20 protein-coding genes are annotated in these 21,721 nt (G+C 52.1%); 15 read left to right on the top strand and 5 right to left on the bottom strand.

Going from position 1 to position 21,721, the window contains the following annotated elements; all coding sequences use genetic code 11:
* Positions 1–24 precede the first annotated feature (24 nt).
* From ACO0LK_RS25020 to ACO0LK_RS25005, 4 genes are read left to right on the top strand one after another with little or no spacing between them, the layout of a single operon-like run.
* The gene (locus ACO0LK_RS25020) at positions 25–1,338 is read left to right on the top strand and encodes a tetratricopeptide repeat protein (RefSeq protein ID WP_422979957.1); all 1,314 of its coding nucleotides are present in this window, start codon (positions 25–27) and stop codon (positions 1,336–1,338) included.
* Entirely contained in the window at positions 1,329–2,687 is a 1,359-nt protein-coding gene (locus tag ACO0LK_RS25015; RefSeq protein ID WP_422979955.1) for a glycosyltransferase family 2 protein, read from the top strand. The genes ACO0LK_RS25020 and ACO0LK_RS25015 overlap by 10 nt, the downstream gene beginning before the upstream one ends.
* A 1-nt stretch (position 2,688) precedes the next feature.
* The gene (locus ACO0LK_RS25010; RefSeq protein WP_422979953.1) at positions 2,689–2,913 is read left to right on the top strand and encodes a hypothetical protein; all 225 of its coding nucleotides are present in this window, start codon (positions 2,689–2,691) and stop codon (positions 2,911–2,913) included.
* 27 nt (positions 2,914–2,940) lie between these two features.
* Positions 2,941–4,884 carry a polysaccharide deacetylase family protein gene (locus ACO0LK_RS25005; protein WP_422979951.1) on the top strand — a complete coding sequence of 648 codons (1,944 nt, stop codon included), beginning with the start codon at positions 2,941–2,943 and terminating at the stop codon, positions 4,882–4,884.
* 38 nt (positions 4,885–4,922) lie between these two features.
* On the opposite strand, the gene bcsQ is transcribed toward ACO0LK_RS25005, so the two are convergent.
* Both bcsQ and ftrA read right to left on the bottom strand, forming a co-directional pair.
* Positions 4,923–5,675, bottom strand: a complete 753-nt coding sequence (gene bcsQ / locus ACO0LK_RS25000) for a cellulose biosynthesis protein BcsQ (protein ID WP_422979949.1) — start codon at positions 5,673–5,675, stop codon at positions 4,923–4,925.
* Between the two features lie 169 nt (positions 5,676–5,844).
* Positions 5,845–6,816 carry a transcriptional regulator FtrA gene (gene ftrA, locus ACO0LK_RS24995; RefSeq protein WP_422979976.1) on the bottom strand — a complete coding sequence of 324 codons (972 nt, stop codon included), beginning with the start codon at positions 6,814–6,816 and terminating at the stop codon, positions 5,845–5,847.
* Positions 6,817–7,079: 263 nt separating this feature from the next.
* Between ftrA and ACO0LK_RS24990 the strand changes: the two genes are divergently transcribed.
* From ACO0LK_RS24990 to ACO0LK_RS24975, 4 genes are all read left to right on the top strand, one after another.
* Positions 7,080–7,352 (top strand): DUF2798 domain-containing protein, encoded by a 273-nt coding sequence (locus ACO0LK_RS24990; RefSeq protein ID WP_422979947.1) that lies wholly within the window; start codon positions 7,080–7,082, stop codon positions 7,350–7,352.
* 564 nt (positions 7,353–7,916) lie between these two features.
* On the top strand, positions 7,917–9,746 hold the full coding sequence (locus tag ACO0LK_RS24985) for a PAS domain S-box protein (protein ID WP_422979945.1): 1,830 nt from the start codon (positions 7,917–7,919) through the stop codon (positions 9,744–9,746).
* On the top strand, positions 9,746–12,190 hold the full coding sequence (locus ACO0LK_RS24980; RefSeq protein ID WP_422979943.1) for a two-component system response regulator: 2,445 nt from the start codon (positions 9,746–9,748) through the stop codon (positions 12,188–12,190). The genes ACO0LK_RS24985 and ACO0LK_RS24980 overlap by 1 nt, the downstream gene beginning before the upstream one ends.
* Positions 12,191–12,375: 185 nt before the next feature.
* A complete protein-coding gene (locus ACO0LK_RS24975) occupies positions 12,376–13,020 on the top strand; it encodes a hypothetical protein (protein WP_422979941.1) in 645 nt (214 codons plus the stop codon).
* Positions 13,021–13,066: 46 nt separating this feature from the next.
* On the opposite strand, the gene ACO0LK_RS24970 is transcribed toward ACO0LK_RS24975, so the two are convergent.
* Positions 13,067–15,229, bottom strand: coding sequence for a prolyl oligopeptidase family serine peptidase (locus ACO0LK_RS24970; RefSeq protein WP_422979939.1), 2,163 nt, complete (start codon positions 15,227–15,229; stop codon positions 13,067–13,069).
* A 76-nt stretch (positions 15,230–15,305) separates the two neighbouring features.
* Between ACO0LK_RS24970 and ACO0LK_RS24965 the strand changes: the two genes are divergently transcribed.
* The 4 genes from ACO0LK_RS24965 to ACO0LK_RS24950 all read left to right on the top strand — a co-directional run bounded on the left by ACO0LK_RS24965 (position 15,306) and on the right by ACO0LK_RS24950 (position 17,558).
* Positions 15,306–15,470, top strand: coding sequence for a hypothetical protein (locus ACO0LK_RS24965; RefSeq protein WP_422979937.1), 165 nt, complete (start codon positions 15,306–15,308; stop codon positions 15,468–15,470).
* 101 nt (positions 15,471–15,571) lie between these two features.
* Positions 15,572–16,189 (top strand): LemA family protein, encoded by a 618-nt coding sequence (locus ACO0LK_RS24960; RefSeq protein WP_422979935.1) that lies wholly within the window; start codon positions 15,572–15,574, stop codon positions 16,187–16,189.
* A complete protein-coding gene (locus ACO0LK_RS24955; protein WP_422979933.1) occupies positions 16,186–17,049 on the top strand; it encodes a TPM domain-containing protein in 864 nt (287 codons plus the stop codon). Before ACO0LK_RS24960 ends, ACO0LK_RS24955 begins: the two co-directional genes overlap by 4 nt.
* 2 nt (positions 17,050–17,051) lie before the next feature.
* Entirely contained in the window at positions 17,052–17,558 is a 507-nt protein-coding gene (locus tag ACO0LK_RS24950; RefSeq protein WP_422979931.1) for a TPM domain-containing protein, read from the top strand.
* Between the two features lie 12 nt (positions 17,559–17,570).
* On the opposite strand, the gene ACO0LK_RS24945 is transcribed toward ACO0LK_RS24950, so the two are convergent.
* Positions 17,571–18,221 (bottom strand): hypothetical protein, encoded by a 651-nt coding sequence (locus ACO0LK_RS24945; RefSeq protein ID WP_422979929.1) that lies wholly within the window; start codon positions 18,219–18,221, stop codon positions 17,571–17,573.
* 244 nt (positions 18,222–18,465) lie between these two features.
* Positions 18,466–18,891 carry a DUF2177 family protein gene (locus ACO0LK_RS24940; RefSeq protein WP_422979928.1) on the bottom strand — a complete coding sequence of 142 codons (426 nt, stop codon included), beginning with the start codon at positions 18,889–18,891 and terminating at the stop codon, positions 18,466–18,468.
* A gap of 247 nt (positions 18,892–19,138) precedes the next feature.
* Here ACO0LK_RS24940 and ACO0LK_RS24935 point away from each other — a divergent pair, with 247 nt between their 5' ends.
* From ACO0LK_RS24935 to ACO0LK_RS24925, 3 genes are all read left to right on the top strand, one after another.
* Positions 19,139–19,834, top strand: coding sequence for an ATP-dependent Clp protease proteolytic subunit (locus ACO0LK_RS24935; RefSeq protein ID WP_422979926.1), 696 nt, complete (start codon positions 19,139–19,141; stop codon positions 19,832–19,834).
* Positions 19,835–19,912: 78 nt separating this feature from the next.
* Positions 19,913–20,668 (top strand): substrate-binding periplasmic protein, encoded by a 756-nt coding sequence (locus ACO0LK_RS24930; RefSeq protein WP_422979925.1) that lies wholly within the window; start codon positions 19,913–19,915, stop codon positions 20,666–20,668.
* Between the two features lie 109 nt (positions 20,669–20,777).
* Complete coding sequence (locus ACO0LK_RS24925) at positions 20,778–21,689, top strand: transglutaminase family protein (protein WP_422979923.1); 912 nt, start codon at positions 20,778–20,780, stop codon at positions 21,687–21,689.
* The last annotated feature ends 32 nt before the right edge of the window (positions 21,690–21,721 follow it).

Below are 21,721 nucleotides of genomic sequence, written 5' to 3'. Positions count from 1 at the left end.
GTTCAGGCTATTAATAAAAAATTTATGATCCTTTCACCATTGTTCTCAGCGTCAGCAAATCATTCGGCACCCTTGTCGGCAGTGCTTTTTTTTGTTGCCTTATGTGGCAATACGCTGGCGTTTGCAGCGGACCCTGTCTCACCGGATGTAGCACAGAGTCCAGCACAGCAACGCATCGTTGAACTCAGTGCCAGCGGTAATTACCAGGCCGCCGGTACCCAGGGGCTGGAAGTGCTGGAGCGAGAAAAAACCGATACCGGCCTGCGCCTGATTGTTGCAAACAGCCTGGCATGGTCCGGGCGTTTCAAGCAGGCGGCATTGCAATACAAACTGCTGTCGAATAGCAAGCAGCGCAAGGAAGCACGGGTCGGTCTGGCCAATGTCTATCGCTGGAAGGGGCGTGACGACCAGGCACTGCCCCTGTATCAAACCGTATTGGCGGAAGATCCGCAAAACGCCGCTGCCCTTGAAGGGCTTGGCTATGCCATGCGTGAACTTAATCCACGCACGCTCATCACCGTGGGTGCTGGGCAGGATTCTGGCGATGCCAAACGTCGCGAAGCCACGATCAGCCAACGCTGGCGTGACGATACGGGCCGCCATGTGTTTGAAATCGGCACCGCCGGTTTGCGCGATCAATTACCGACTACCGCCGTCCAGCAAAGAGATATCAGTGTCAGTTACCAGAACCTGAACCTGCCGCTGGAACCAAGACTGGAGCTGAATGCCCAGGCCAAGCCCGCAACCGATGTATTTGGCAACCTGAAACTGAAGATAGACGATGGACGTTTTCTGCTGGAAGTCGGCAGGACCAACTGGGGCAAATCTGCCTTCAACGCCCGCGCTGTGGAAGATGGTCTGACCGCAGCCCATATCGGGTTCGACGCCAATCTGAATTTTGAGGTAGGACAATTGAGCGAGCATGTCGATGTTTTCCGCATCTCCGACAACAACGTGATCCTGACCACGCGCAGCAATTTCATTCCCTCCTGGCGGCCCTTTGGTCACCGTATCAAACCGTTTGCGGGAATAGAGACACGCGATGTGCGTTTTTATTCCAACCGCTACTGGTCACCGACAGACGGTTTTGGCACCGCCTATGTAGGTCTGTCAGCTGACTGGGGCAGTGAAAACTGGAGTCTGTTTGGCAGCGGGCAAGTTGGTACCCGTCTGTATGGCGAAGCCGGCAGTAATTGGAGCCTGGGCGTAGGGGGTAAGCGCTGGCTGGGCAAGAACCTGGCAATCGGCGTTAACCTGTGGTCCATGGCCAGCCGTCGTGACAACGCCCGGTATCGTGCCAAATCTTTCTCGATGAATCTGGAGAAACTTTGGGACTGAGGCAATTCTGGCGTTACCTGATTGCTGCCCTGTCCATAGGCGGCGTTGCTGCGGTTTTTATATTCAGCCTGAGCGGCATACGGCAATTCGGCCTGGGCAGATTCAGCGTTCTGTTTGAAAACCTGTTTCTAAGCGCTGTCTCAGCCTATCTCTTGTTCTTCCTGGCTTTGCTGGTGATACGTTACGCCGTCTTGATCCTGTATTCCTTCATGGAACATCTGGAATACCTGATGAAGCGTCGCCAGGAACCAGAAAGCACCTTGCATGATGAAGCATCGCTGCCCATGATTTCGCTGGTGGTGCCGGCTTATAACGAAGGGCCGGTCATACAGCAGGCCCTGCGCTCACTGTTATTGCTCGACTATCCAAATTATGAAATTCTGGTGATTGACGATGGGTCCAGTGATGACACCTATGAAAAAGCACTGGCCGTGGCACGCGAAGACCATCAGGTGTCCATCCGCGTCATCACCAAGAAAAACGGTGGCAAGGCGGATGCTCTCAATAGCGGCATGACCGCAGCGCGCGGTGAATATATTCTGAACATGGATGGTGACACCAAGCTCTCGCGCAATACTCTGCGTGCCTGCATACGGCATTTTGATGATCCGCGTGTTGGTGCGGTAGCAGGCAACGTCAAGGTATTGAATCGCGAAAATCTGTGGACCAAGGTACAGGCGCTGGAATACGTCGAAGGCCTGGCCATGGCCCGCAAGGCCCAAAGCTTCATGCGCGCAGTCAATATCATACCCGGGCCACTGGGCATGTTTCGCAAGACTGTCTTGCAACAGGCCGGCGGTTATGACCATGACACCTTTGCCGAAGACTGTGACCTGACACTGAAGTTGTTGATGCGTGGCTGGCACATCGCCTATGAGCCAACCGCCATCGCCTGGGTCGAGACACCCAGCGGCCTGCTGGATTTGCTCAAGCAGCGTTACCGCTGGACCCGTGGTATTTTGCAGGCAACCCGGAAGCATAGCTCAGCTCTATGGAGTCCGCGCCGGGCTGGCCTGAACTTCTTCATCTTATGGTACATGCTGTTTGAAGGTATCATGTGGCCGTTTTCCACTGTGCTGGGCAATGTTTTCTTTGTGTATATAGGCCTGCAATACGGTGTGGTCATCTTCCTGTTTTACTGGTGGTTGCAACTGACTATTCTTGATATTGTCGCCGCTACCTATTGCATTATTGTCGAAGAAGAAGACCCCTCGCTGATATTCTATGCCGTCGTGTTCCGGCTGTTCTACATTACAATTATTGATATTTCCAAGGTCTTTGCCACCATAGAAGAATGGCGGGGAACGGCAATGACCTGGGGCAAGTTACAGCGGGAAGGCAAACTCTGACATGGACCTGATTTCGATACTGGCAACGGTGATACTGATCACCACCATAGGCACCCTGGTGGTCGGCGTGGCGGCTTATGTTGCTTTCAAGTTGCGCGACAAGCGCCGTCCCAAACGCAAAGACCCGACGGCATCCGGTGATGGTGAAATACAGCCAATTTTTCTCAAGCGTTATACGCCAGAAAAACACGCTACTGCTGATGCCACGACCACAAGCTCATCTTAAGTAATGGTAACGGTGCTTTAATTTTACATGCAAACAGAAGATCCAAGTGGTTTTGAAAACCGGCCAGCCTACCGGCGTATAGGCACCTATCTGATCGGGCTGATTGTGCTGGTCATGGCCGTGTCGGTATTTGCCTACCTGTCGTCGATGCAGGTACTGGGCTGGCAAATGCCGCAATTCGGCTTGAACACACCTTTTGGTGCACCTGGCGGGAATACGTCGACGCCCGTATCCAAAGGCCTGTACCTGTACGTATCGCCAAATACCCGTAGCTATTTTTCTTCCATAGGTGGCAATTACGACCGCTTGCTGGCACCCTGGCGCGCGTATGGCAAGCAGCGCCAGATCAGTTTTAAGGAAATCACTGATCCACAAGAGTTGCGCAACATCAGCGAAGGTGTCCTGATACTGCCTTCAGCAGTTGCACTCAGCGAGCAGGAACGGGTAGATTTACAGGCTTATCGCACACAGGGCGGCGCAATACTGGCGACCTGGGCCAGCGGCACACGCAATGAAAAAGGTGAATGGGCTGGCTGGCAATTTCTTGAAGGTCTGGGTGCTATTTCCAAAGGCGAAATTGCGCAGGGGGCGCCGGCAGCAGCGGCATCTGTGGCATCTGCGGCATCCCTGGCATCCGCGACATCACCAGTGTCACCAACATCACTGGCGCGTTATCTGATACTGGATGGTGAAACACCACTGACTCACAGCCAGGCTGCCGGGCAACGCATTTGGCTGGGCAACGCCTCGGAAAGTTTGCTGCGCTTCAGTGGCAAGGCGGGTGCCGCCCGCATCATGGACTGGGGCAGGGTACAGGATGCAGAACGCAAGAATGAAGCTGCGGTCTTGTATGCCGAACCCTCGGCAGAATCTGGCCGCAGTGCCGTCTTCGCCTTTGCCGAATCCGCATGGGAAGCCCAACCCTATCCTATTTACAGTCTGGTCGATGATACTCTGAGCTGGCTGCAAAGGCGGCCTGCCCTGGTGCGTGCGGCCTGGCCAGAAGGTAAATATGCTGCGCAAATCATAGAAATGGATACCGAGCAAGGTTTCCCGAATGCGCTGCGCTTTGCAGCGATGATACGCAGCATCAGTTATCGTGGCAGTTTTTATATGCTGACTTCTGTTGCCAGACAATTTCCTGAAGAAACGAAGACACTGGCACGTGATTATGATGTCGGTTATCACGGTGATGTACATGAAGGCTTTAAAGGTCAAAGCGCCGGGCAGCAGGAAAAGCGCCTGAACACCATGCGTGCCGACATGAAATCCATCATCAATGATACAGCAGCCTTGACAGGATTCCGCGCACCGCTGGAAGCCTATGACGATACCACCCAGCTAATGCTGCAAAAGGCAGGCTTCCTGCATCACCTGACCGACCCCGGCAGCACAGAGGGGCGCTTGCCAGCGTTTGTCAAATTGGATGGAGTAAGTAACGACAAAGCCATGGTGTTGTTGCCACGTACCCAGCGCGACGACCTGAATTTAAGCAAGGAACAACTGGATGTAGAGCAAACGAAACAGGCCCTGATTGCCGATGCCGAAACCAGCAGGCAAATGGGCGCACTGGGCATACTCAGTGTCCATAGCCAGAACTTTGAAGAAAACAGTACGCTGGCCCAGGCATTTCCTGCCTATCTGGCCTACCTCACGGCCAACAGGAATACTATCTGGCTGGCATCGGCTACCCAGGTTGCCAACTGGTGGCATGAACGCGATCGCCTGAAACTGTCGTCCACAGTGAAAGGCAGGCGCATAGAATTTGATATGACCATCACCGGCGACAAGCCTCTGGAAAATGCCAGCCTGATTTTGATGCTGCCGCAAAAAGGACAGTTACCCAGTGTTCTGGGTTTGAAGATAGGCACGCCCAAGGCCAGTATCAAACGCATTGATGATTATCGCGTAGCGATCGTGTTTGATGCGCTGGAGCCAGGTAACTATGCTTATCAGGTGGTGTTTAACTGAGTAGATGCGTTGCTTGGGCAACATCCGTCCAGGCAGCTTTATGCCGTTGTCCTGAGCCAGTCTGCCAGATGCTGAATGTCGCGGCTGGCCGGTGCATCCGGTTCATATTGCAGCACTGATCGTTCATAAGCCAACGCCTCCGGCACCGTGGCATCCCTGTGTATCACCATGGGGGCCATCTTGGCACCGTAAGTGTTCATCAGGGCCGTTCTGACCTGTTGTCCCAACTCGCTGTTTTCCTGCATCTGGTTCAGCAAGATATGTGTGGTTGTTGATGTATGCGGATAGGTGTCGTGCACGCCATATTCGGCCAGCAGCTTGAATAGTTTGCTCAGGCTGTTGTAAGAGGCTGCATCGGCCAGTACCACAACCAATGCACGCTCTGCCGCCTTCAAAGCCTGTGGAAGATAGACTGTTGCACCTGGTGGTGTGTCCAGCAGAATGTAATCATAGGCGGCCACCCGCAAGCCCTGTATGGCTGTCGCCACCCACTCGGGACGTGCTTCCAGTGCAGATTCAAATTCCAGCAACTCTTCTTCAGTCACTCGCCCGAAGGGAATAAAGTCGACACCAAAGGGGCTATGGAAAATAACTTCAGGAAAAATACCCTCGCGTACCAGACCAGCATCATCACCCGGGTCCATCGCCAGATGCAGGCGTACCGCGTTTTGTGGATCAAGATCAATCACCAGTACACGTTTGCCACGCTGCCCCAGCGCGATGGCCAGATTGGTCGTCAAGGTCGTTTTGCCTACGCCGCCTTTGCCAGAAATGAGGGAGATTACATGCATGGTTGCATAGGGATAAATTATTATTATGTACGGCTGACTGACAGCATCAAGGCTGAAAAAATGCAGATTAAATTACTGAGCGCAGTGTACCCGTAATTTGCTCTCTTGATAAGAGCAGTCACGGTGTGAATGTTCTTGAATAATTCATCACTTGTATGGCGCGATAGCCTTAAACCGGCACTATGGTCAGCACATCGGCAAACTGCTTGCGATAATTGCCCGGGCTGTTGGCCACGATGCGGCGGAAGTGACGGCGCAGCGATTCTTCAGAACCAAATCCGGCCAGTTCAGCCACCTGTGTCAGGCTGGTGTGCGGTGATTCCAGCAATTCTTTGGCGATGGCAACGCGTTCACGTGTCAGCCATTCACCCGGGGTCATACCGGTGGAATCCTTGAACTGACGTTGCAGCGTGCGGGTACTCATCGCTGCTTTTTCTGCCATCGATGTCAGGTTGTGCGGCAGGGCAGGGTGGGATCTGATCCAGTCCATCAGCTTTGCCAGGCGTGCATGCTCGTCGCTGGGCATGGGGCGCGGTACAAACTGCGCCTGACCGCCTTCACGATGCGGCGGCACCACCAGTCTTTGCGCCACCAGGTTGGCGACCCTGGCACCGTAGTCCTTGCGTACCAGGTGCAGCAACATGTCCAGCCCGGCGGCGGAGCCTGCCGACGTCAGTATCTGTCCCTGGTCTACATACAGGGCATTTGATTCCACGTGGACGGCGGGATAGCGCTTCAGCAATTTTTCGGCATAGCGCCAGTGAGTTGTTACCGTCTTGCCATCCAGTATGCCGGCTGCTGCGAGGATAAACACGCCGGAACAGATACTGCAAATTCTGGCACCACGCGCATGGGCTGCACGGATTTTTTCCAGTATCGCTGGTGGCGGTATTTCGTCGGCATCGCGCCAGCCGGGGATGACGATGGTATCGGCCCGATCCAGCATACTCAAATCATGTGGCACTTCCACAATGATGCCACCCGCAGCCCGCAATTTGCCTGCTTCCATGGCGCAGACGGCAAAGTCATACCAGTCCACATCCAGCTCGGGGCGATGCAATGCAAATAACTCTACCGTGCAGCCAAATTCAAAGGTACACAATTGATCATAGGCGAGGGCAACGACCAGATGTTTCTTCATGCCAGTTTTTTTGAGTGCAGAATTGTCCATGGCAAAATCTTACCGCAGATTGCATTTCCGGACATGTGCACTATACCGTGCACAGGGTAAGAGGTAGTTTACTTTTGGATCAACGCCAATTACACTGGCTGTGCACACTTCCCCAAGTTGCCGTAAGCGTTTACGTCAAGCAACGCGCCAACTGCCGCCGGACTGGTCCGGAGCCAGATGTTCATTCATCCCTGGATGAGCAGGCGCCTGCTGGGTCGGCTTATGGAACTTTTATGAAATCTCAAAAAAACACTTCTTCCGCAACAGCTATGCGCAAATTGCCCGCACGCTACGCAGCTTTCGTCATGCCGTTTTTTCTGTCGGTGCTGATGACCTGTATTGTTTCGCTGATCAGTAGCTTGCGCAGCGTAGGTATGGTCGATCACTTCATGGAAATATGGATGGGGTCCTGGTTGCTGTCATGGATATTCGCTTTTCCGACATTGCTGCTGGTATTGCCTCTGGTAAGACGCCTGACCTTGTTGGTGGTAGAGACGCCGCAATAATAGAACTCATTTCATCAATAGGGGTGAGATGCGTTTGCCTCATAACGTGGGCTGGCAAGGGTAAAGCAGGGGTTTCGTGCAGCATGCTGCACGCCTGCGTACGATGTGCGCTTAACAGCGCACATGCGCCCTGCAAGGGGACAAGGCGGTCAATAGCGGGTCTATTGACAACGAGTCGAATTGTTCACACCTTGCAGTCCAGCACGCGTTATGAGGAAATGAGTTCTAGTCAGGAATGTGTTGCCGCAGCAAAATAGCTGGACAATGCATTAATATGGACTAATGTTACTGCCAGGGAAGCTTTTGTTCTGATTTCCTGGCGTGTTGATGCCTAAACCTTTTGTTCCGACAAAGCCAGACAAAGCCAGACATAGTGCCTGGCTTTGTTTTGATGACTATGCAGACATATGCTGCATCGCACATCTATGTCGCACAAACAACAGACAGCCAGGCAATACACGCCAAAGGCACAACAGATATTCATAAATTGTTAAAAAAACTATTTAAATTTTAATGTCCTATTGTTTATAGTTAGAATAAAGTTTTCGTACTAAGGGCTGCGCCATGCATGGTCTTCAAGGTCGGGAAATGGAGCAATTGTTTTTGCTCATGACAGATACCTTGCCGGTAGGTGTGGCAGTGCTCGACCTTGATCTGCGTTTGCTCTTCATCAACCGACGGCATGCAGAACTGAATCGTATCCCTGTCACAGAACAGCTTGGCCACCCCATCCGTGATTATCTGCCGCAGGTAGCCGACATTGTCGAACCCAAACTGCGTTTCGTGCTTGAAACTGGCATTCCATTGGTGCGTCAGGAAATACGTGGCGATGCACCGGGAAAAGAAGGCGGCAAATTGTTCCGTCTGGCCTCTTACTATCCCAGACGGGATGACAGCGGCAATATTTGCGGCATTCTTGCACTGATACAGGATGCATCCATCGATTCTTTTGAGGCGCAGGTCGCTGAAGAAAGCAAACAGCGGCTGTTGCAGGTGCTGGATAATCTGTTTGCCTTTGTCGGTGTACTGGATCTGGACGGCACCGTGCTGGAATGCAATCGCGCCCCATTGGAAGCTGCCGGTATTGCCATTGAAGACGTACGAGGTGAAAAGCTGTGGGATTCGTATTGGTGGAGCCATGACACCGGGGCCCGTGAGCAGTTGAAAGAGGCAGTCAGTCGTTGTCGCAATGGTGAAATTGTACGTTATGACATTCATGCCAGAATGATCAATGACAGCCGCATGTGGGTGGATTTCATGCTGGCTCCGCTACGCGATGAAACCGGCAAGATCACTCACCTGATACCGTCTGGCATTGACATCAGCAAACGGCATGACAGCGAAGCGGCCCTGCATCAGTCAGAAGACCGGTATCGCTCGGTTATAGAATCATCCGATGATGCCATCATTACCAAATCACTCGAAGGCATTATTACCGGCTGGAACCCGGCTGCCGAGCGCCTGCTTGGTTACACCGCCGGGGAAGCACTGGGCAAACCGATTACTTTCTTGTTTCCTGCGCCACTGCTCAGTGAAGAACAGCATTTATTACGGCGTATCTCCAATGGCGAACGCATTCCACCTTTCGATACGGTACGCATACACAAAGACGGACATCTGGTAGATGTATCGATCACGATTTCCCCCTTGCGCGACCGCAATGGAAAAGTCATCGGTGCATGCAAGCTGGCACATGACATTGGTGCCAAAAAAAGACAGTGGGAAGCACTGGAACAGGCATTGGAAGAAAAAACCGCCCTGCTGCACGAAGTGCATCACCGCGTCAAAAACAATTTGCAGATTGTTTCCAGCCTGCTGAGCCTTCAGGCCAGACAAGCGTCTGAAGAGGTCGCCCGGGTTCTCAGTGAAAGTCAGGGCCGGATCAGGGCCATGGCCTTGGTGCATCAATTGCTGTACGACTCGGAAATGATGTCAGAAATTGAATTATCTGAATTTATCAATCGCCTGATTTCCCTGACAGTAGCTAGTCACGATACAGTCAAGCTGGGCATCAAAATAGAATATTCAGAGCCGGGCAAGCCAGTCTTCATGAGTGCGCACCGCATGATTCCGCTGGGTCTGGTCATCAATGAACTGATATTGAATGCCATCAAGCATGCTTTTCCTCCAGCCTGGTTGACTGGACATGGCCCGCAACAAGCCCGTATTCATATTAGCCTGCAAGAAATTTCTGACGACAAACTGCATTTGCAGGTCGCTGACAATGGCTGCGGACTATCATCGGAATTTGACTGGGATGCCGCAAAAGGCCTGGGAACCCAATTGATCCCCATGTTTGTCGCGCAACTTCATGGCGAGCTGACGACAACTTCGACGGCCACCGGTTCCTGTTTTACGATAGCACTCAGTCCTAAACGGAAAGGGTTTGCCTGATGCATGCCGAACACATACTGATTGTGGAAGATGAACCCGTAGTGGCACTGGATCTGCAACAGACTCTGGTGGAACTGGGCCATCGCGTATGCGGCATACGCAGCAATTTTACCCAGGCACTGACTGCCGTTTCTCAGCTTGAACCTAGCCTGATTCTGATGGACATCCACCTTGATGGCGCAGAAGATGGTATCGATGCCTGCCAGGCAATTTATCAGCGCTGGAAATTGCCCGTCATCTTTCTTACCGCCTACGCAGATGACAAAACCGTCCAACGTGCCATTGCCAGCAAGCCCTTTGGTTATGTCATGAAACCGTTTGGTGCCAAGGAACTGGCGGCGGTCATACAGGTGGCACGCTCGCGCCATGACGCCGAAGTCGCGCTGGAAAAATCCGAAGAGCGCCTGGCCATAGCTTTGGAAGCCGCCGATCTCGGTATCTGGGAATGGGAAGAGCAACTGGACACAGTCAAAGGTGACGAACGTTTTTACCGCATGTGGGATAGCGCCCTCAGTCCCTTCCAGGCCAATCTGCTGACCATGCTGGAACGCATACATCCGGATGACCGGTCCAACGTGCAGCAGGCACTGACCAGGTCAGATGTATTCAACTGCAGCTTCCGTGCGCTGCGCAGCAGCGGTGATTATGCCTGGCTGGAAATGGTCGGCAAACTGCATGTAGGGCATGCCAGAAAACAAACCGTGATCGGTGCCCTGCGCGACATCACCGTGCGCAAACTGGCAGAAGAAAATCTGCGCCAGGCAAGCGTCGTTTTCAGTACCACGGCTGAAGGCATCATGATACTCGATGAGGACGGCAAGGTCTGTTCCGTCAACCCGGCACTGACACGATTGACCGGCTATCCTCAGGAAGAAATACTGGGTTTCTATCCCAATGAAATTTTGCTGGCACGGCGCGATAATGACCCTACCTACCAGGATATTGCCGTCATGCCAGAAGCCTACTGGTCGGGCGAAGTTGCCTGTAAATGCAAGGATGGCCGTTTGTTCCCGGCACTACAGCATATCTGCGTGGTACGTGATGAAAGCGGCAAGGCAAAGCAATATGTGCATGCCATTTCAGACATCAGTTTCATTCGCGAAGCACAACGTCAGCTGGCGCACCTCGCTTACCATGACCCCCTGACTGGCCTGGGCAACCGCTACCTGCTGGATCAGCGACTGGAGACCGAAATCCAGCAGACCCTGAATGCAGAGAATCATTTCGCCGTCATCTTTGTTGACCTGGATGAATTCAAATCCATCAATGACACCATGGGCCACCATGTCGGTGACCGCGTGATTCAGGAAGCCGCCATGCGCATCGTGCGGCAGATACGCCGTCACGATGAAGCGATACGACTGGGCGGGGATGAATTTGTCGTCATTGTGTCCAATCTTCATCATCCTTCGGAGGGCTTGCTCGTCGCTGAAAAAATCCTCAAATCTTTCACCGAACCGGTGGTGATCGAAGATCACCACTTTGTAATTGGTGCCAGCATAGGCGTTGCCAAGTTCCCCGGAGATGGCACTACCAGCCATGAAATTCTGAGCGCTGCCGATAGCGCCATGTATGAAGCCAAGCGTTGCGGCAAAGGCAAGATCTGCGCCTATTCCAGCAACCTCAGCGACAAGTCAGGCACTCGCCTGAACATTGAACAACATCTGTATGGTGCCGTTGAAAGAAATGAATTTGAACTGTTCTATCAACCCATCATTGATCTGACTGATTTTCGCCTGATCGGTTTTGAGGCCTTGCTACGCTGGAACCATCCTGATTCTGGTTTGCTGGAACCAGGGCAATTTGTGCATATCGCCGAAGAGCTTGGTCTTATTGACAGCATAGGCAACTGGGTAGTGGCAGAGGCCTTGAAACAGTTGAATTGCTGGAATGAAGTAGGGCAGGGGCAGTTATTCATGGCCGTCAATGTCTCTGCCGGTCAGTTCAAGAATGAGCAATTTAGCAGGCAAATTCAGGATGCCCTGGATGCCTATCAATTACCACCTCATTTACTGGAAATTGAAATTACTGAAGCCATGCTGCAAGACTTTCATCTAAGTCGCAAGGTGGTCAACAGTTTGCGTGAAATGGGTGTCCGGGTGGCAATTGACGATTTTGGTGCAGGCTATTCTTCCATCGCCCTGCTCAAGCACCTGCCCGTGTCGCGTATCAAGATCGACCGCTCATTCGTGATTGCCTTACCCGGCGCAGAACGCGATCTAGGTATGGTGGCCGCCATCATGCAAATGGCAAAAAGCCTGGATCTGGATGTCACCGCCGAAGGCATAGAAACAGCTGAACAGGCACGCATACTAAGTGAATTGGGTTGCCAGACCATACAGGGCTATTACTTTGGTCACCCCATGGGAGCCTATGACTATTCCAATGGCTGGATCAGCCTGGGTATGGGCAAAAACTATTTCTTGCCACGTCCTGGGCGGTAATGGACCGGCTTCGCGCCAAGCCTGGGTCATCAATTGATACAAAGTATGATAAATGAAACAAATGCTTACAAGTATTTACTATTTATCACGCCTTTTTCATTATAAGTTTACTATTATTGCCATAAGTAAATATTTCCACCGATGGATAGGCACACATGTGCCTTTTGCCATTCGTCCCATTTCCAATGAACACCGCATTCTTAGACGTAGTCACCGACAGCAAACTGGCTCATGAATTGAGGCAGATTGCCGATGATTTTCAATTTTTGGAGTTTTTTGATCGCTACGGTAGCTGTTGCTTCGCCATGTCCGCCATGCTGGCACACATACTTCAAGAAAAAGGCTACGTTGCCAGAGTGCAGGGCTGTTATGCCGAAATCCGGCAAAATAATGGTATTTTTTACATAGGCTACAAAGGCTTTGCGCATGACAGGCAAAGGGAAGGACATGCCGTCTGCATCATCAGCGAAAAATACCTGGTGGACTTTGGCCTTGGCACCTTAAGAAAATTCTATGCCAGTGATTTTGCACCGGCGCTGGCCAGTGAAATCCTGAATGATGAGATCATGCTGGCCAGCCTGCCGCTGGAGAATGGCATGCGTATAGACTGGCGCATAGACTGGATTTCGCCTGCGGTTGAACAAGAGTTGCAAGCCCAGGCGTCGGGCTTGCAACAAGTGTTGGCGACCTATGATGATTTCCAGAAAAACCGCATGTCCCATCTCATCAAAAAGTTGTTCGTCAAAGATCGTGGCGCATCACAGGATGAGCATGATTCGGACACAGCATTGCCACCACAAAGAAGCCGGCATTACACGATTGAGATCTGACGCCAGACCTTAACTCCCGGTAAGCCTTCTACCTCGGCCAAGGCGCTTATTTACGGGTATGGGCGAAAATGAATGTGAAGACATCGACATTCTTGGTGATGCCATTTTTTCTGGTTGTGGAGTAGTGGCCAGAATCAAAATCAACACGCATTAATACCGGGCGTTCAGGATCATAGTTTTTTTGCATACGTGCAGCCATCTTGGCGACTTGCCAGGGCTCTACCCGTATATCATTGGCACCAGTCATCAACAGCGTGGCCGGGTAGCTGACATTTGGCAACACATGGTGATAGGCGTCCATTTCCATCAGGCCATGGAACTCGTCCTCTTTTTTTACCGTACCAAATTCTTCATCGTTACCTGGGCCATTTGATGTCAGTTCAAAGCGCAAGGTATTGAAGGCACCCACCTCACCAATGGCGACGGCAAATAAATCGGGGCGCTCGGTAATGGCGCGGCCCACCATGATGCCACCGGCGGATGTACCCCACAGTGCAATTTTGCCGCGTGAAGTCCAGCCATCTTTAATCAGGGCTTCGGCCACGTCTATTGCGTCACGCCAGGTATTGGGTTTGTTGGCTTTTTGTCCGGCCAAATGCCAGCTCTCGCCTTTTTCGCCGCCGCCGCGTACATGGGCATACACAATCACGCCACCCTGATCCAGAAAAGCCAGTTTGGAACCCTGAAAGCCCGGGTCGAGGATGATGCCATAGGAGCCATAGGCTTCGATCAGAACAGGGTTCTTGCCGTTGAGTTTGGTATTGTTTTTATGCAGGATTTCTATCGGTACTTTGACACCGTCGCGCGCCTTGATTTCCAGACGTGTAGTTAAAAAGGGCGACGTATCAAACGGTGCTTTCGGGGTAAGGCCAATATCTTTTGCCTTCAGGTCGGCACCCGTACTCATGATGCGGGCAAACCATGTCAGGCCATCCATGCCAAACCATGCACCTTCCAGCCTGGCATTGCAATTGACATCCCACACGGCACCGCTCAAAGGCAATGCAACGTCTTCCACCTTGCCGGTGGCAAAACTGTAGCGACGCAGCGCACCTACCTGACCACGCAGTTCATGAATATACAAACCATCTTTGGCGAGGCTCAGGCTGTCAATCACATATTCGCCTTGCGCTACCACTACTTCACGTTTTGCCTTGTCCGGGTCACGAATGCTGACCTTGAAAACTTCACCCCGTTCAGCCTTGCCCTTGGCCAGCACATACACATCGTCACCTACGGTCACTGCATGCACGGCAATATCATCTTTGCCAAATACGGCTATCCAGCTGGGTTTGCCCTGTGCCAGCTCACTCGTGCGTGCCACCATCCCGTAAGCTGGCCATTCACCGTTGCTGTAGATGGCACCCAGTGCCCAGTCACTGACCGTACTTGTGAGTATCATTGGCATTTCGCGTTCGGTCTGGCCCATGGCCGGGCCATCTGACCAGCGTAGTGCCATTGTGTCTTGCGTTGCATCGGTGTTCATCCTGTGCAGCCAGCTCGCGGTGTCGAACGAATAATCGACCTTGCCCTTGACCGCGCCATCACGCAGACGCGAATAAAAAAATCCGCTGGAATCGGGCAGCCAACTGGCCGGCAAACCATTCTGCTGTGTGATCAGCACGTCCTTGCCACCATCCAGTGTCAGTACGCGCAATTCACGTATCTCGTCGCCGCCTTTATCGATGGTGTAAGCCAGATGTTTGCTGTCTGGCGACATCAGCAAACCGGTCACCCGGCGCGGAGCACCACCCTGGGCACCAGCTTCGGGGTCAATCAGCAAGATGTCGGCACCACCGGTATGGGGGCGCGCATAAATTTTGTAAGTCTGTTGCCCGGGTATACGACGAGCAAAGATGATGTAAGTGCTGCTGATCTGGCGTATTGCCACATCCGTCACGGCGGCAGTGAAACGCGTTACCGATGCTTCCACTGCACGCCGACCGGGCAGGCGATCCAGCATCTGCCTTGCATAGGCACCCTGTGCTTTCAGGTAGCTGACAAACTCGTCGGTATCGGGCTTCTGTTCCATCCAGCGATAGGGGTCCACAACAGATTTGCCCCACAAGGTGTCAGTCACCGCTTCTTCCCTTGCCACAGGTGGGCGCAAGATGGCTGGTATTTTCCTGACCGCAGCATGGACATAAGAGCTAAGCGGTGACAGGGCAAGTGCCGAAAGCGACAAGGTAAATCTGCGACGGGTAATCATCAGCGGTTTCCTATCGGTAAAGGGATGGTGGAAATGAGTATAGATGGATTTACAAACAGCTGACAATATGTAAATGATGGCGATAGCACAAGTTGACGACACCCAGGCAAACTACGGCTGTCAAAAACTGGATGTAGCCTTTTTGCGCATTATCAAATCACAAGCAGGTAAACTGGATTTAGATGTCCTTGCGGCAAATAATGAATTCGGTCGCTCTATAGAGTGCGTTACCGCACAGTGATTCTCGGGTAGGTATGGCAAAGTAAAAATAATGCAATATTGTCACCATCGCAGGAATCAGTACCGATTTCAGTCAAATCTATCCAATCAGGAGAATTCCCCATGCGCAAGTTTTGGCTGCTGTTGTCAGCAATACTCATACTTAACCTCTCCGGCTGTGGATATAACAGTTTCCAAAGCGGGGATGAGCAGGTCAAATCAAGCTGGTCGGAAGTCCTGAATCAATACCAGCGTCGTGCCGATCTGGTGCCCAACCTGGTCAACACCGTCAAAGGTTTTGCCGCGCAAGAAAAAGACATCTTGCTTGGCGTTACCAATGCCCGGGCCAAAGTCGGCAGCGTGCAGGCTACGCCAGAACTGTTGAACAATCCTGAAGCCTTTGCAAAATTCCAGTCCGCCCAGGGTGAACTGTCCGGTGCCTTGTCGCGCCTGCTGGTCGTCACAGAAAATTATCCGCAACTGAAATCGGATGCCAATTTCCGTGATTTGCAGGCACAACTGGAAGGCACAGAAAATCGCATCACCGTCGCCCGCAACCGCTATATCAAATCCGTGCAGGAATACAATGTACTGGTCCGTTCCTTCCCATCCAATCTGACAGCCATGATGTTTGGCTACAAGGTCAAACCCAACTTCGCTGTTGAGAATGAAAAAGAACTGGCCAAACCACCTGCTGTGGATTTTGGCACACCCGCAGCCAAACCCGGCGGCGCGCAATGAACATCTCTCGACACGCAAAAATACTGTTGTTGAGCGGCATACTGGGATGGGCAGGTGCTGCCTGTGCCCAAGTTGCCGTCCCACCCATGCAGAACCGCGTGACCGACCAAACCGCAACCCTGACGACAGAACAAAAAGCCACGCTGGAACAAAAACTGCGCGATTTTGAAAATACGAAAGGCAGTCAGATTGCCGTCCTCATCATACCTACCACAGCGCCGGAAACCATAGAGCAGTACGCCCTGCGCGTGGCCGAACAATGGAAGCTGGGGCGGAAAAAAGTCGACGATGGTGCCATTCTGCTGATCGCCAAAAATAACCGCAGCCTGCGTATAGAAGTAGGCTATGGCCTGGAAGGGGCACTCAACGACGCCACCAGCAAACGCATCATCAGCGACACCATCACCCCTTATTTAAAACAAGGCGATTTCAATGCCGGCATACAGGCTGGTGTCGATCAAATGATACGTGTGCTTGATGGCGAACCCTTGCCTGCAAAAGCATCACGTCAAGCCAATGACGCCGATAGCTTCCAGCAATATGCACCGGTATTATTTATCATGGCCCTGGTGGTGGGTGGTGTATTGCGTGCCCTGTTTGGCCGCTTACCCGGCGCCATCGTCACCGGCGGTGTTGTTGGGGGCATTGCCTGGCTGGTAGCAGGCGCCATACCCATCGCTGTGATCGCGGGTGTACTGGCATTATTCTTTACGCTGTTAAGCGGCAGCCTGGGCGCGCGCGGTATTGGTGCCTACTATGGCGGTAGTGGCAGAGGTGGCGGTGGATTTAGTGGCGGCGGTGGTGGCTTTAGCGGTGGTGGCGGTGGTTTTGGCGGCGGCGGTGCATCGGGACGGTGGTGACCATGACTAACTTCAACATCAGGCGCATCACAAAACACCTGCTCACGACACACAACGAGCTCAGGCGGGTCTTTCCGCCATTGAGTCTGCAAGCCATCGAGCAAGCCATTAAGGCCAGCGAATCCAGCCACCTGGGTGAAATCCGCTTCGTGGTAGAGGCGGCGCTGGAATGTGGTCCGTTGATCCGTGGTCAGACAGCCCGTGCACGCGCTATCGACGTGTTTTCGCAATTACACATCTGGGATACGGCACACAATAATGGCGTACTAATTTACCTGCTGCTTGCTGACCGCGACGTAGAAATCGTGGCTGATCGCGGCATTCATGCCAGGGCATCAGACGAAGAATGGGAACAAATTTGTCGCATGATGGAAAACGCCTTCAAACTGGAGCAGTATGAACAAGGCGTCATCCGAGGTATACAGGCCATCAGCCAGCACCTGACAAAACACTTTCCGGCGAATGGTGATAATCTGAATGAATTGCCGGATGCTGTTGTGGTGTTGTAGCCCGCGTAAAAATCAGCCAAGCTTTAATTTATGCAATGCGGTTTCAACTTTCTCTAAATCGTTGCGCTGTTTTACAGTAAGTGCGCCATTTGCCCAAAGTTCCATAAGTGCCAGCCGATGTCGGCTCAGGTCATAATAATTTGGACTTGCTAACAATGCGTTAACATCATGTTCTGTAACATCGTAAACATGGTTCGAAAAAACCTGATGCGTAGCTTGTATATCTGGGTTTATTTGCTCGCTAACAAGCTCTTTTACAATGTCAGTTGTGGCTTGTAGTAAATCATCGAACTCAGTCGGAACATCTGCCTCGTAGGAAATAAGCGCGTCAAAATATTTTGCTAAGGCACAGCACACTATCATGACGCAAGCCAAATCTTCTGTGCTGCTGTGCCAAACCAAGCTAATGCAATAATCTCTGCCGTTTGCCAATTCAAGGAAAATTTCTTCATCGTCGCTCAAACTGGTAACTGCGTCATATGATATTTCAAATCCCGTCCCATCTTTGCCATTGAGTGTGCAGGGCGAAAAGCCAGAGTCTTCAAATGCTGTGAAATCAGAATCAAGTTGTAGATCAAAACCAAGTTGATCTATTGCTGATTGCAAGGATTCACGATTTGGTACTTGTTCCCGTTGGATAAATGCGAACTGCGTATTGGACATAAATTGGCTAGGTAAATGTTGGTATTTTTCTTGCTTTTACGATTTTAACATTGTCTCTGTTTGCTGAAAAATAGACTAAAGGCAAAGTATGGAAGTTCGTTAAAAAACTGCGCTGTGCTGGCATACATTTCAATTCATCATCCCGATACGATTGACATCTGCACTCTCCAGTATCCGTGCCGACTCGCCGTGTTTGGCAACATATAGCATGGCATGTAATTAATGCCAGCGTATTGATACCAGCTTAAATCCGGCTCGCCACAACATACCCCACCGTACCAGCGATACCTGACACCAGCGCACCCCAGCAGATATCAATCACCGTCAGCGTCACTGGCCAGGCTTTTAATGTTGCCAGGTTGCTGAGGTCATAAGTGCCATACGCCACCAAACCCAGCAAAGCACATAACATTACCGCTTGCTGCCAGCTTTGCGTACGCAGGGCAGGCACAATGCCAAACACCAGCATGCCTGTGCTATACAATAAATAGAACAGCGCAGCCGGTATCAACCGGGGTTGTGTCAGCATCATCTCACCCAGGTATGAGCGGTAAGTCGATCCCATCAACACTCCCAGCCATATTGCATCCAGCGCCAGCAGGGTGAGCAGTGCACTGCCATAAGCAAGCAGCATTTGCTGCCAGGTAAGTGAGGTAGATAGCGTCAGCATGAATATATCCTTGTGGATGAGAGATGAAGACCAACATCAGTGCCGCACATTCTCGCCCAAATGTCATCGTATGTCTGTGCGGTAGATAATATATAAAAACATTGTCAAATTATGAATGTCTGGTGTTTAATGCGTGCAATGCCAAAAGGACAGGTATCTGCTTCGACTTGTTTTTTTAAGACTGGTACCCGTTCGTCAGGAATTGGCAACATGAATCATCATTTTATTTAAACGACGCCTTATCGCCATGCAATCCAAATTAAAACAGCTTTTTGTCTTTTTCACTCTGTGCGCCATCCTTTTTTCTGGCAACGCGACTGCCATGACCATGTTGCGGTCCAACCAGACACTGATATTGTTCGGCAAAGTCGTGCCTGAAGACAGCCAGCTATTCCGCAAGAAACTGGAAGAAGGCCCCGTCAAAACAGTCGTCATGACAGAAAGCCCCGGTGGCGATATGCGTGCTGCCTATGCTATCGCCGATCTGATTACAGAAGGCAAGATGAATACCGCAGTCAACGGCAGTTGCATGTCTGCCTGTGCGCTTATCTTTATGGCTGGTGCAGAAAGGCAAATGCTTGCCAGCAAGCATTTGGAGAAAACACGCTTGGGTTTCCACGGCCCACACAATAAACGTACCAAGGAAATCGCCACCGCCGCTATCCCAAGATTCCGTGAATGGTTGCTCAAGGTAACGCAAAACAAATTTCCGGAAGAAGTGCTGGACCGCGCCCTGAATATAGAGCGTGCCGGTGACATGATGTTCTTCTACTACCCAAATCAAAATTACCTCGGCGACATCCGTTTTTGCACAGAAGGTTCATTGCGTTGTGAAACCCTGAATGGCTACAACATCGTCAAGATAGGTATCCTGACGACGGCAGATTTGTTGAAAGTTGAAAGTCTGGATCAGTCTGACGAGGCAGGCGCTAAATCAGAGTAGCTGCGCCTCTCATTAAGACCTATGATGGTTTGTGTAGCAGACAAGCTTTACTATCACCACAAAGAAAGTAACAAGATCATGACAGACGCAACGACGCCCACAACCTTCACAGCCATCACAACCCTGACCCCCGGTAAATTGACGGTCTGCACATACGGCGGATTTGCGCCAGTCTGCTACAAGGACAAAGACGGTAAACTTACCGGTCTGGATGTCATCTTTCTGGAAAAATTCGCCCTCAGTCTGGGCTTGGACATCGTCTTGATAGAACATGACTTCGACGGCATCTGGACCATGCCTGACGAGAACCGATGCGATATCGCCGCAGCCGGCGTGCAGCAACGGGATAATCGCCATGTTGGGCCAGGTGGCTGCTGGAGTGACGCCTATTTTCAGGTACAAAGATCATTATTGGTGCGCAGCGCCGACAAGGCAGCGTTTGACGACTACGAAACCGTGGCTGGAAAAACGATAGTCGTGACCCGTGGCTCAACAGCAGACATCGACGCCAAAGCGCGTTACCATCCCCGCTGTACGATAAAATGCGTTGATGAGCTTGTTCCCAAGGATCAGCCAGACGCGCAAGAGTACATCGTCAATACGCTGATGAAATACCACAAGGTCGACGCCTTCGGCGAAGGTGATGTCAGCAACCAGTACCTGAGTGGCATCTATAGCAAAAACATTGAAGGTGGCCTGGCGCTGGCGGATATTCATCATATCGATGGCAGCAATGAAACCTTCAACTTCATCACGCGCAAGGCAAGTAAGGGCTTGCTTGATCTGCTGAATACCTACATTGCGGACAACAAGGGAAGCTACGCTAAAGCTTAAGAATTAGCCAATGAAGCAGCAGAAATCCCATCCCCTTCAATTGAACTTGCGACGGATGCACGCGACCAGGCATGCTACAGTACGGTTTTTGCTTCTTACTTAATTTGCCATGAATTCAACCGTGGCCCGCACTGCGCCCGTGTTGCGCTACAGCGTGGCGCATGAAACCCGCTACACTTACCAGAGCCTGGTGACACTGTCGCAGCAGTTGCTGCACATGGCACCGCGCTGTTTTGCCGTGCAGCAGACCGAATCGCACAATTTACTGGTCGATCCGGGTGCCGACGAAGCCGTCGACGGGGTTGATTTCTTCGGCAACGCCATTCGCCGCCTTACCGTGACCACGCCGCACAAGGTGTTGCGTGTTCTGGCCGAGTCCACCATTGCGCTGGCAGGCCGTCCCGGAATCGAACAGATTGCCGTCTCACCGCGCTGGGAAGTGGTACGCGACATGGTGCAACAGTCGCGCCAGCCAGCCATACTTGAAGCCTGTAGCTATTTGTTTGAATCCCCCCATGTGCGCTGGAATACCGCAGTGGAGTTGTATGCGCGGATCAGCTTCTCCCCTGGCCGACCGATACTGGATGCTGCGCTGGATCTGACCCGGCGCATCTTTGATGATTTCGAATTTGACAGCAACGCCACCGACATCGCGACGCCGCTCGAACAAGTGCTGGCGGGCCGGCGCGGCGTGTGCCAGGACTTCGCTCAACTGATGATAGGCGGCCTGCGTAGTTTGGGCCTGCCGGCACGCTATGTCAGCGGCTATATCCAGACCCATCCACCGGAAGGGCAACCAAGGCTGGTAGGGGCTGATGCCTCGCACGCCTGGGTTTCGGTATTTTGCCCGGAGCTGGGCTGGGTCGATTTCGACCCGACCAACAGTTGCCTGGTGCAGAGCGAACACTTGACCCTGGGCTGGGGACGCGATTTCAGCGATGTCACCCCGATGCGCGGTGTGGTGCTGGGCGGCGGCGCCCACGAACTACAGGTCAATGTCACGGTCACACCCTTGTCATGAACCCTTATGGGCGATGTCGGTGCGTGCTGCAC

This window comes from Undibacterium sp. Ji49W (assembly GCF_049340205.1).
Lineage (GTDB): Bacteria > Pseudomonadota > Gammaproteobacteria > Burkholderiales > Burkholderiaceae_D > Undibacterium.
Note: the sequence above shows the minus strand (reverse complement) of the source record. Positions and strands in the feature narration are given on the sequence as shown.

Coding starts and splice junctions, on each gene's coding strand:
- ACO0LK_RS25020 (WP_422979957.1), top strand. CDS start 25: ATGATCCTTTCACCATTGTTCTCAGCGTCAGCAAATCATTCGGCACCC.
- ACO0LK_RS25010 (WP_422979953.1), top strand. CDS start 2,689: ATGGACCTGATTTCGATACTGGCAACGGTGATACTGATCACCACCATA.
- ACO0LK_RS25005 (WP_422979951.1), top strand. CDS start 2,941: ATGCAAACAGAAGATCCAAGTGGTTTTGAAAACCGGCCAGCCTACCGG.
- bcsQ (WP_422979949.1), bottom strand. CDS start 5,675: ATGCATGTAATCTCCCTCATTTCTGGCAAAGGCGGCGTAGGCAAAACG.
- ftrA (WP_422979976.1), bottom strand. CDS start 6,816: ATGAAGAAACATCTGGTCGTTGCCCTCGCCTATGATCAATTGTGTACC.
- ACO0LK_RS24990 (WP_422979947.1), top strand. CDS start 7,080: ATGAAATCTCAAAAAAACACTTCTTCCGCAACAGCTATGCGCAAATTG.
- ACO0LK_RS24985 (WP_422979945.1), top strand. CDS start 7,917: ATGCATGGTCTTCAAGGTCGGGAAATGGAGCAATTGTTTTTGCTCATG.
- ACO0LK_RS24980 (WP_422979943.1), top strand. CDS start 9,746: ATGCATGCCGAACACATACTGATTGTGGAAGATGAACCCGTAGTGGCA.
- ACO0LK_RS24975 (WP_422979941.1), top strand. CDS start 12,376: ATGAACACCGCATTCTTAGACGTAGTCACCGACAGCAAACTGGCTCAT.
- ACO0LK_RS24970 (WP_422979939.1), bottom strand. CDS start 15,229: ATGATTACCCGTCGCAGATTTACCTTGTCGCTTTCGGCACTTGCCCTG.
- ACO0LK_RS24965 (WP_422979937.1), top strand. CDS start 15,306: ATGGCGATAGCACAAGTTGACGACACCCAGGCAAACTACGGCTGTCAA.
- ACO0LK_RS24960 (WP_422979935.1), top strand. CDS start 15,572: ATGCGCAAGTTTTGGCTGCTGTTGTCAGCAATACTCATACTTAACCTC.
- ACO0LK_RS24955 (WP_422979933.1), top strand. CDS start 16,186: ATGAACATCTCTCGACACGCAAAAATACTGTTGTTGAGCGGCATACTG.
- ACO0LK_RS24950 (WP_422979931.1), top strand. CDS start 17,052: ATGACTAACTTCAACATCAGGCGCATCACAAAACACCTGCTCACGACA.
- ACO0LK_RS24945 (WP_422979929.1), bottom strand. CDS start 18,221: ATGTCCAATACGCAGTTCGCATTTATCCAACGGGAACAAGTACCAAAT.
- ACO0LK_RS24940 (WP_422979928.1), bottom strand. CDS start 18,891: ATGCTGACGCTATCTACCTCACTTACCTGGCAGCAAATGCTGCTTGCT.
- ACO0LK_RS24935 (WP_422979926.1), top strand. CDS start 19,139: ATGCAATCCAAATTAAAACAGCTTTTTGTCTTTTTCACTCTGTGCGCC.
- ACO0LK_RS24930 (WP_422979925.1), top strand. CDS start 19,913: ATGACAGACGCAACGACGCCCACAACCTTCACAGCCATCACAACCCTG.
- ACO0LK_RS24925 (WP_422979923.1), top strand. CDS start 20,778: ATGAATTCAACCGTGGCCCGCACTGCGCCCGTGTTGCGCTACAGCGTG.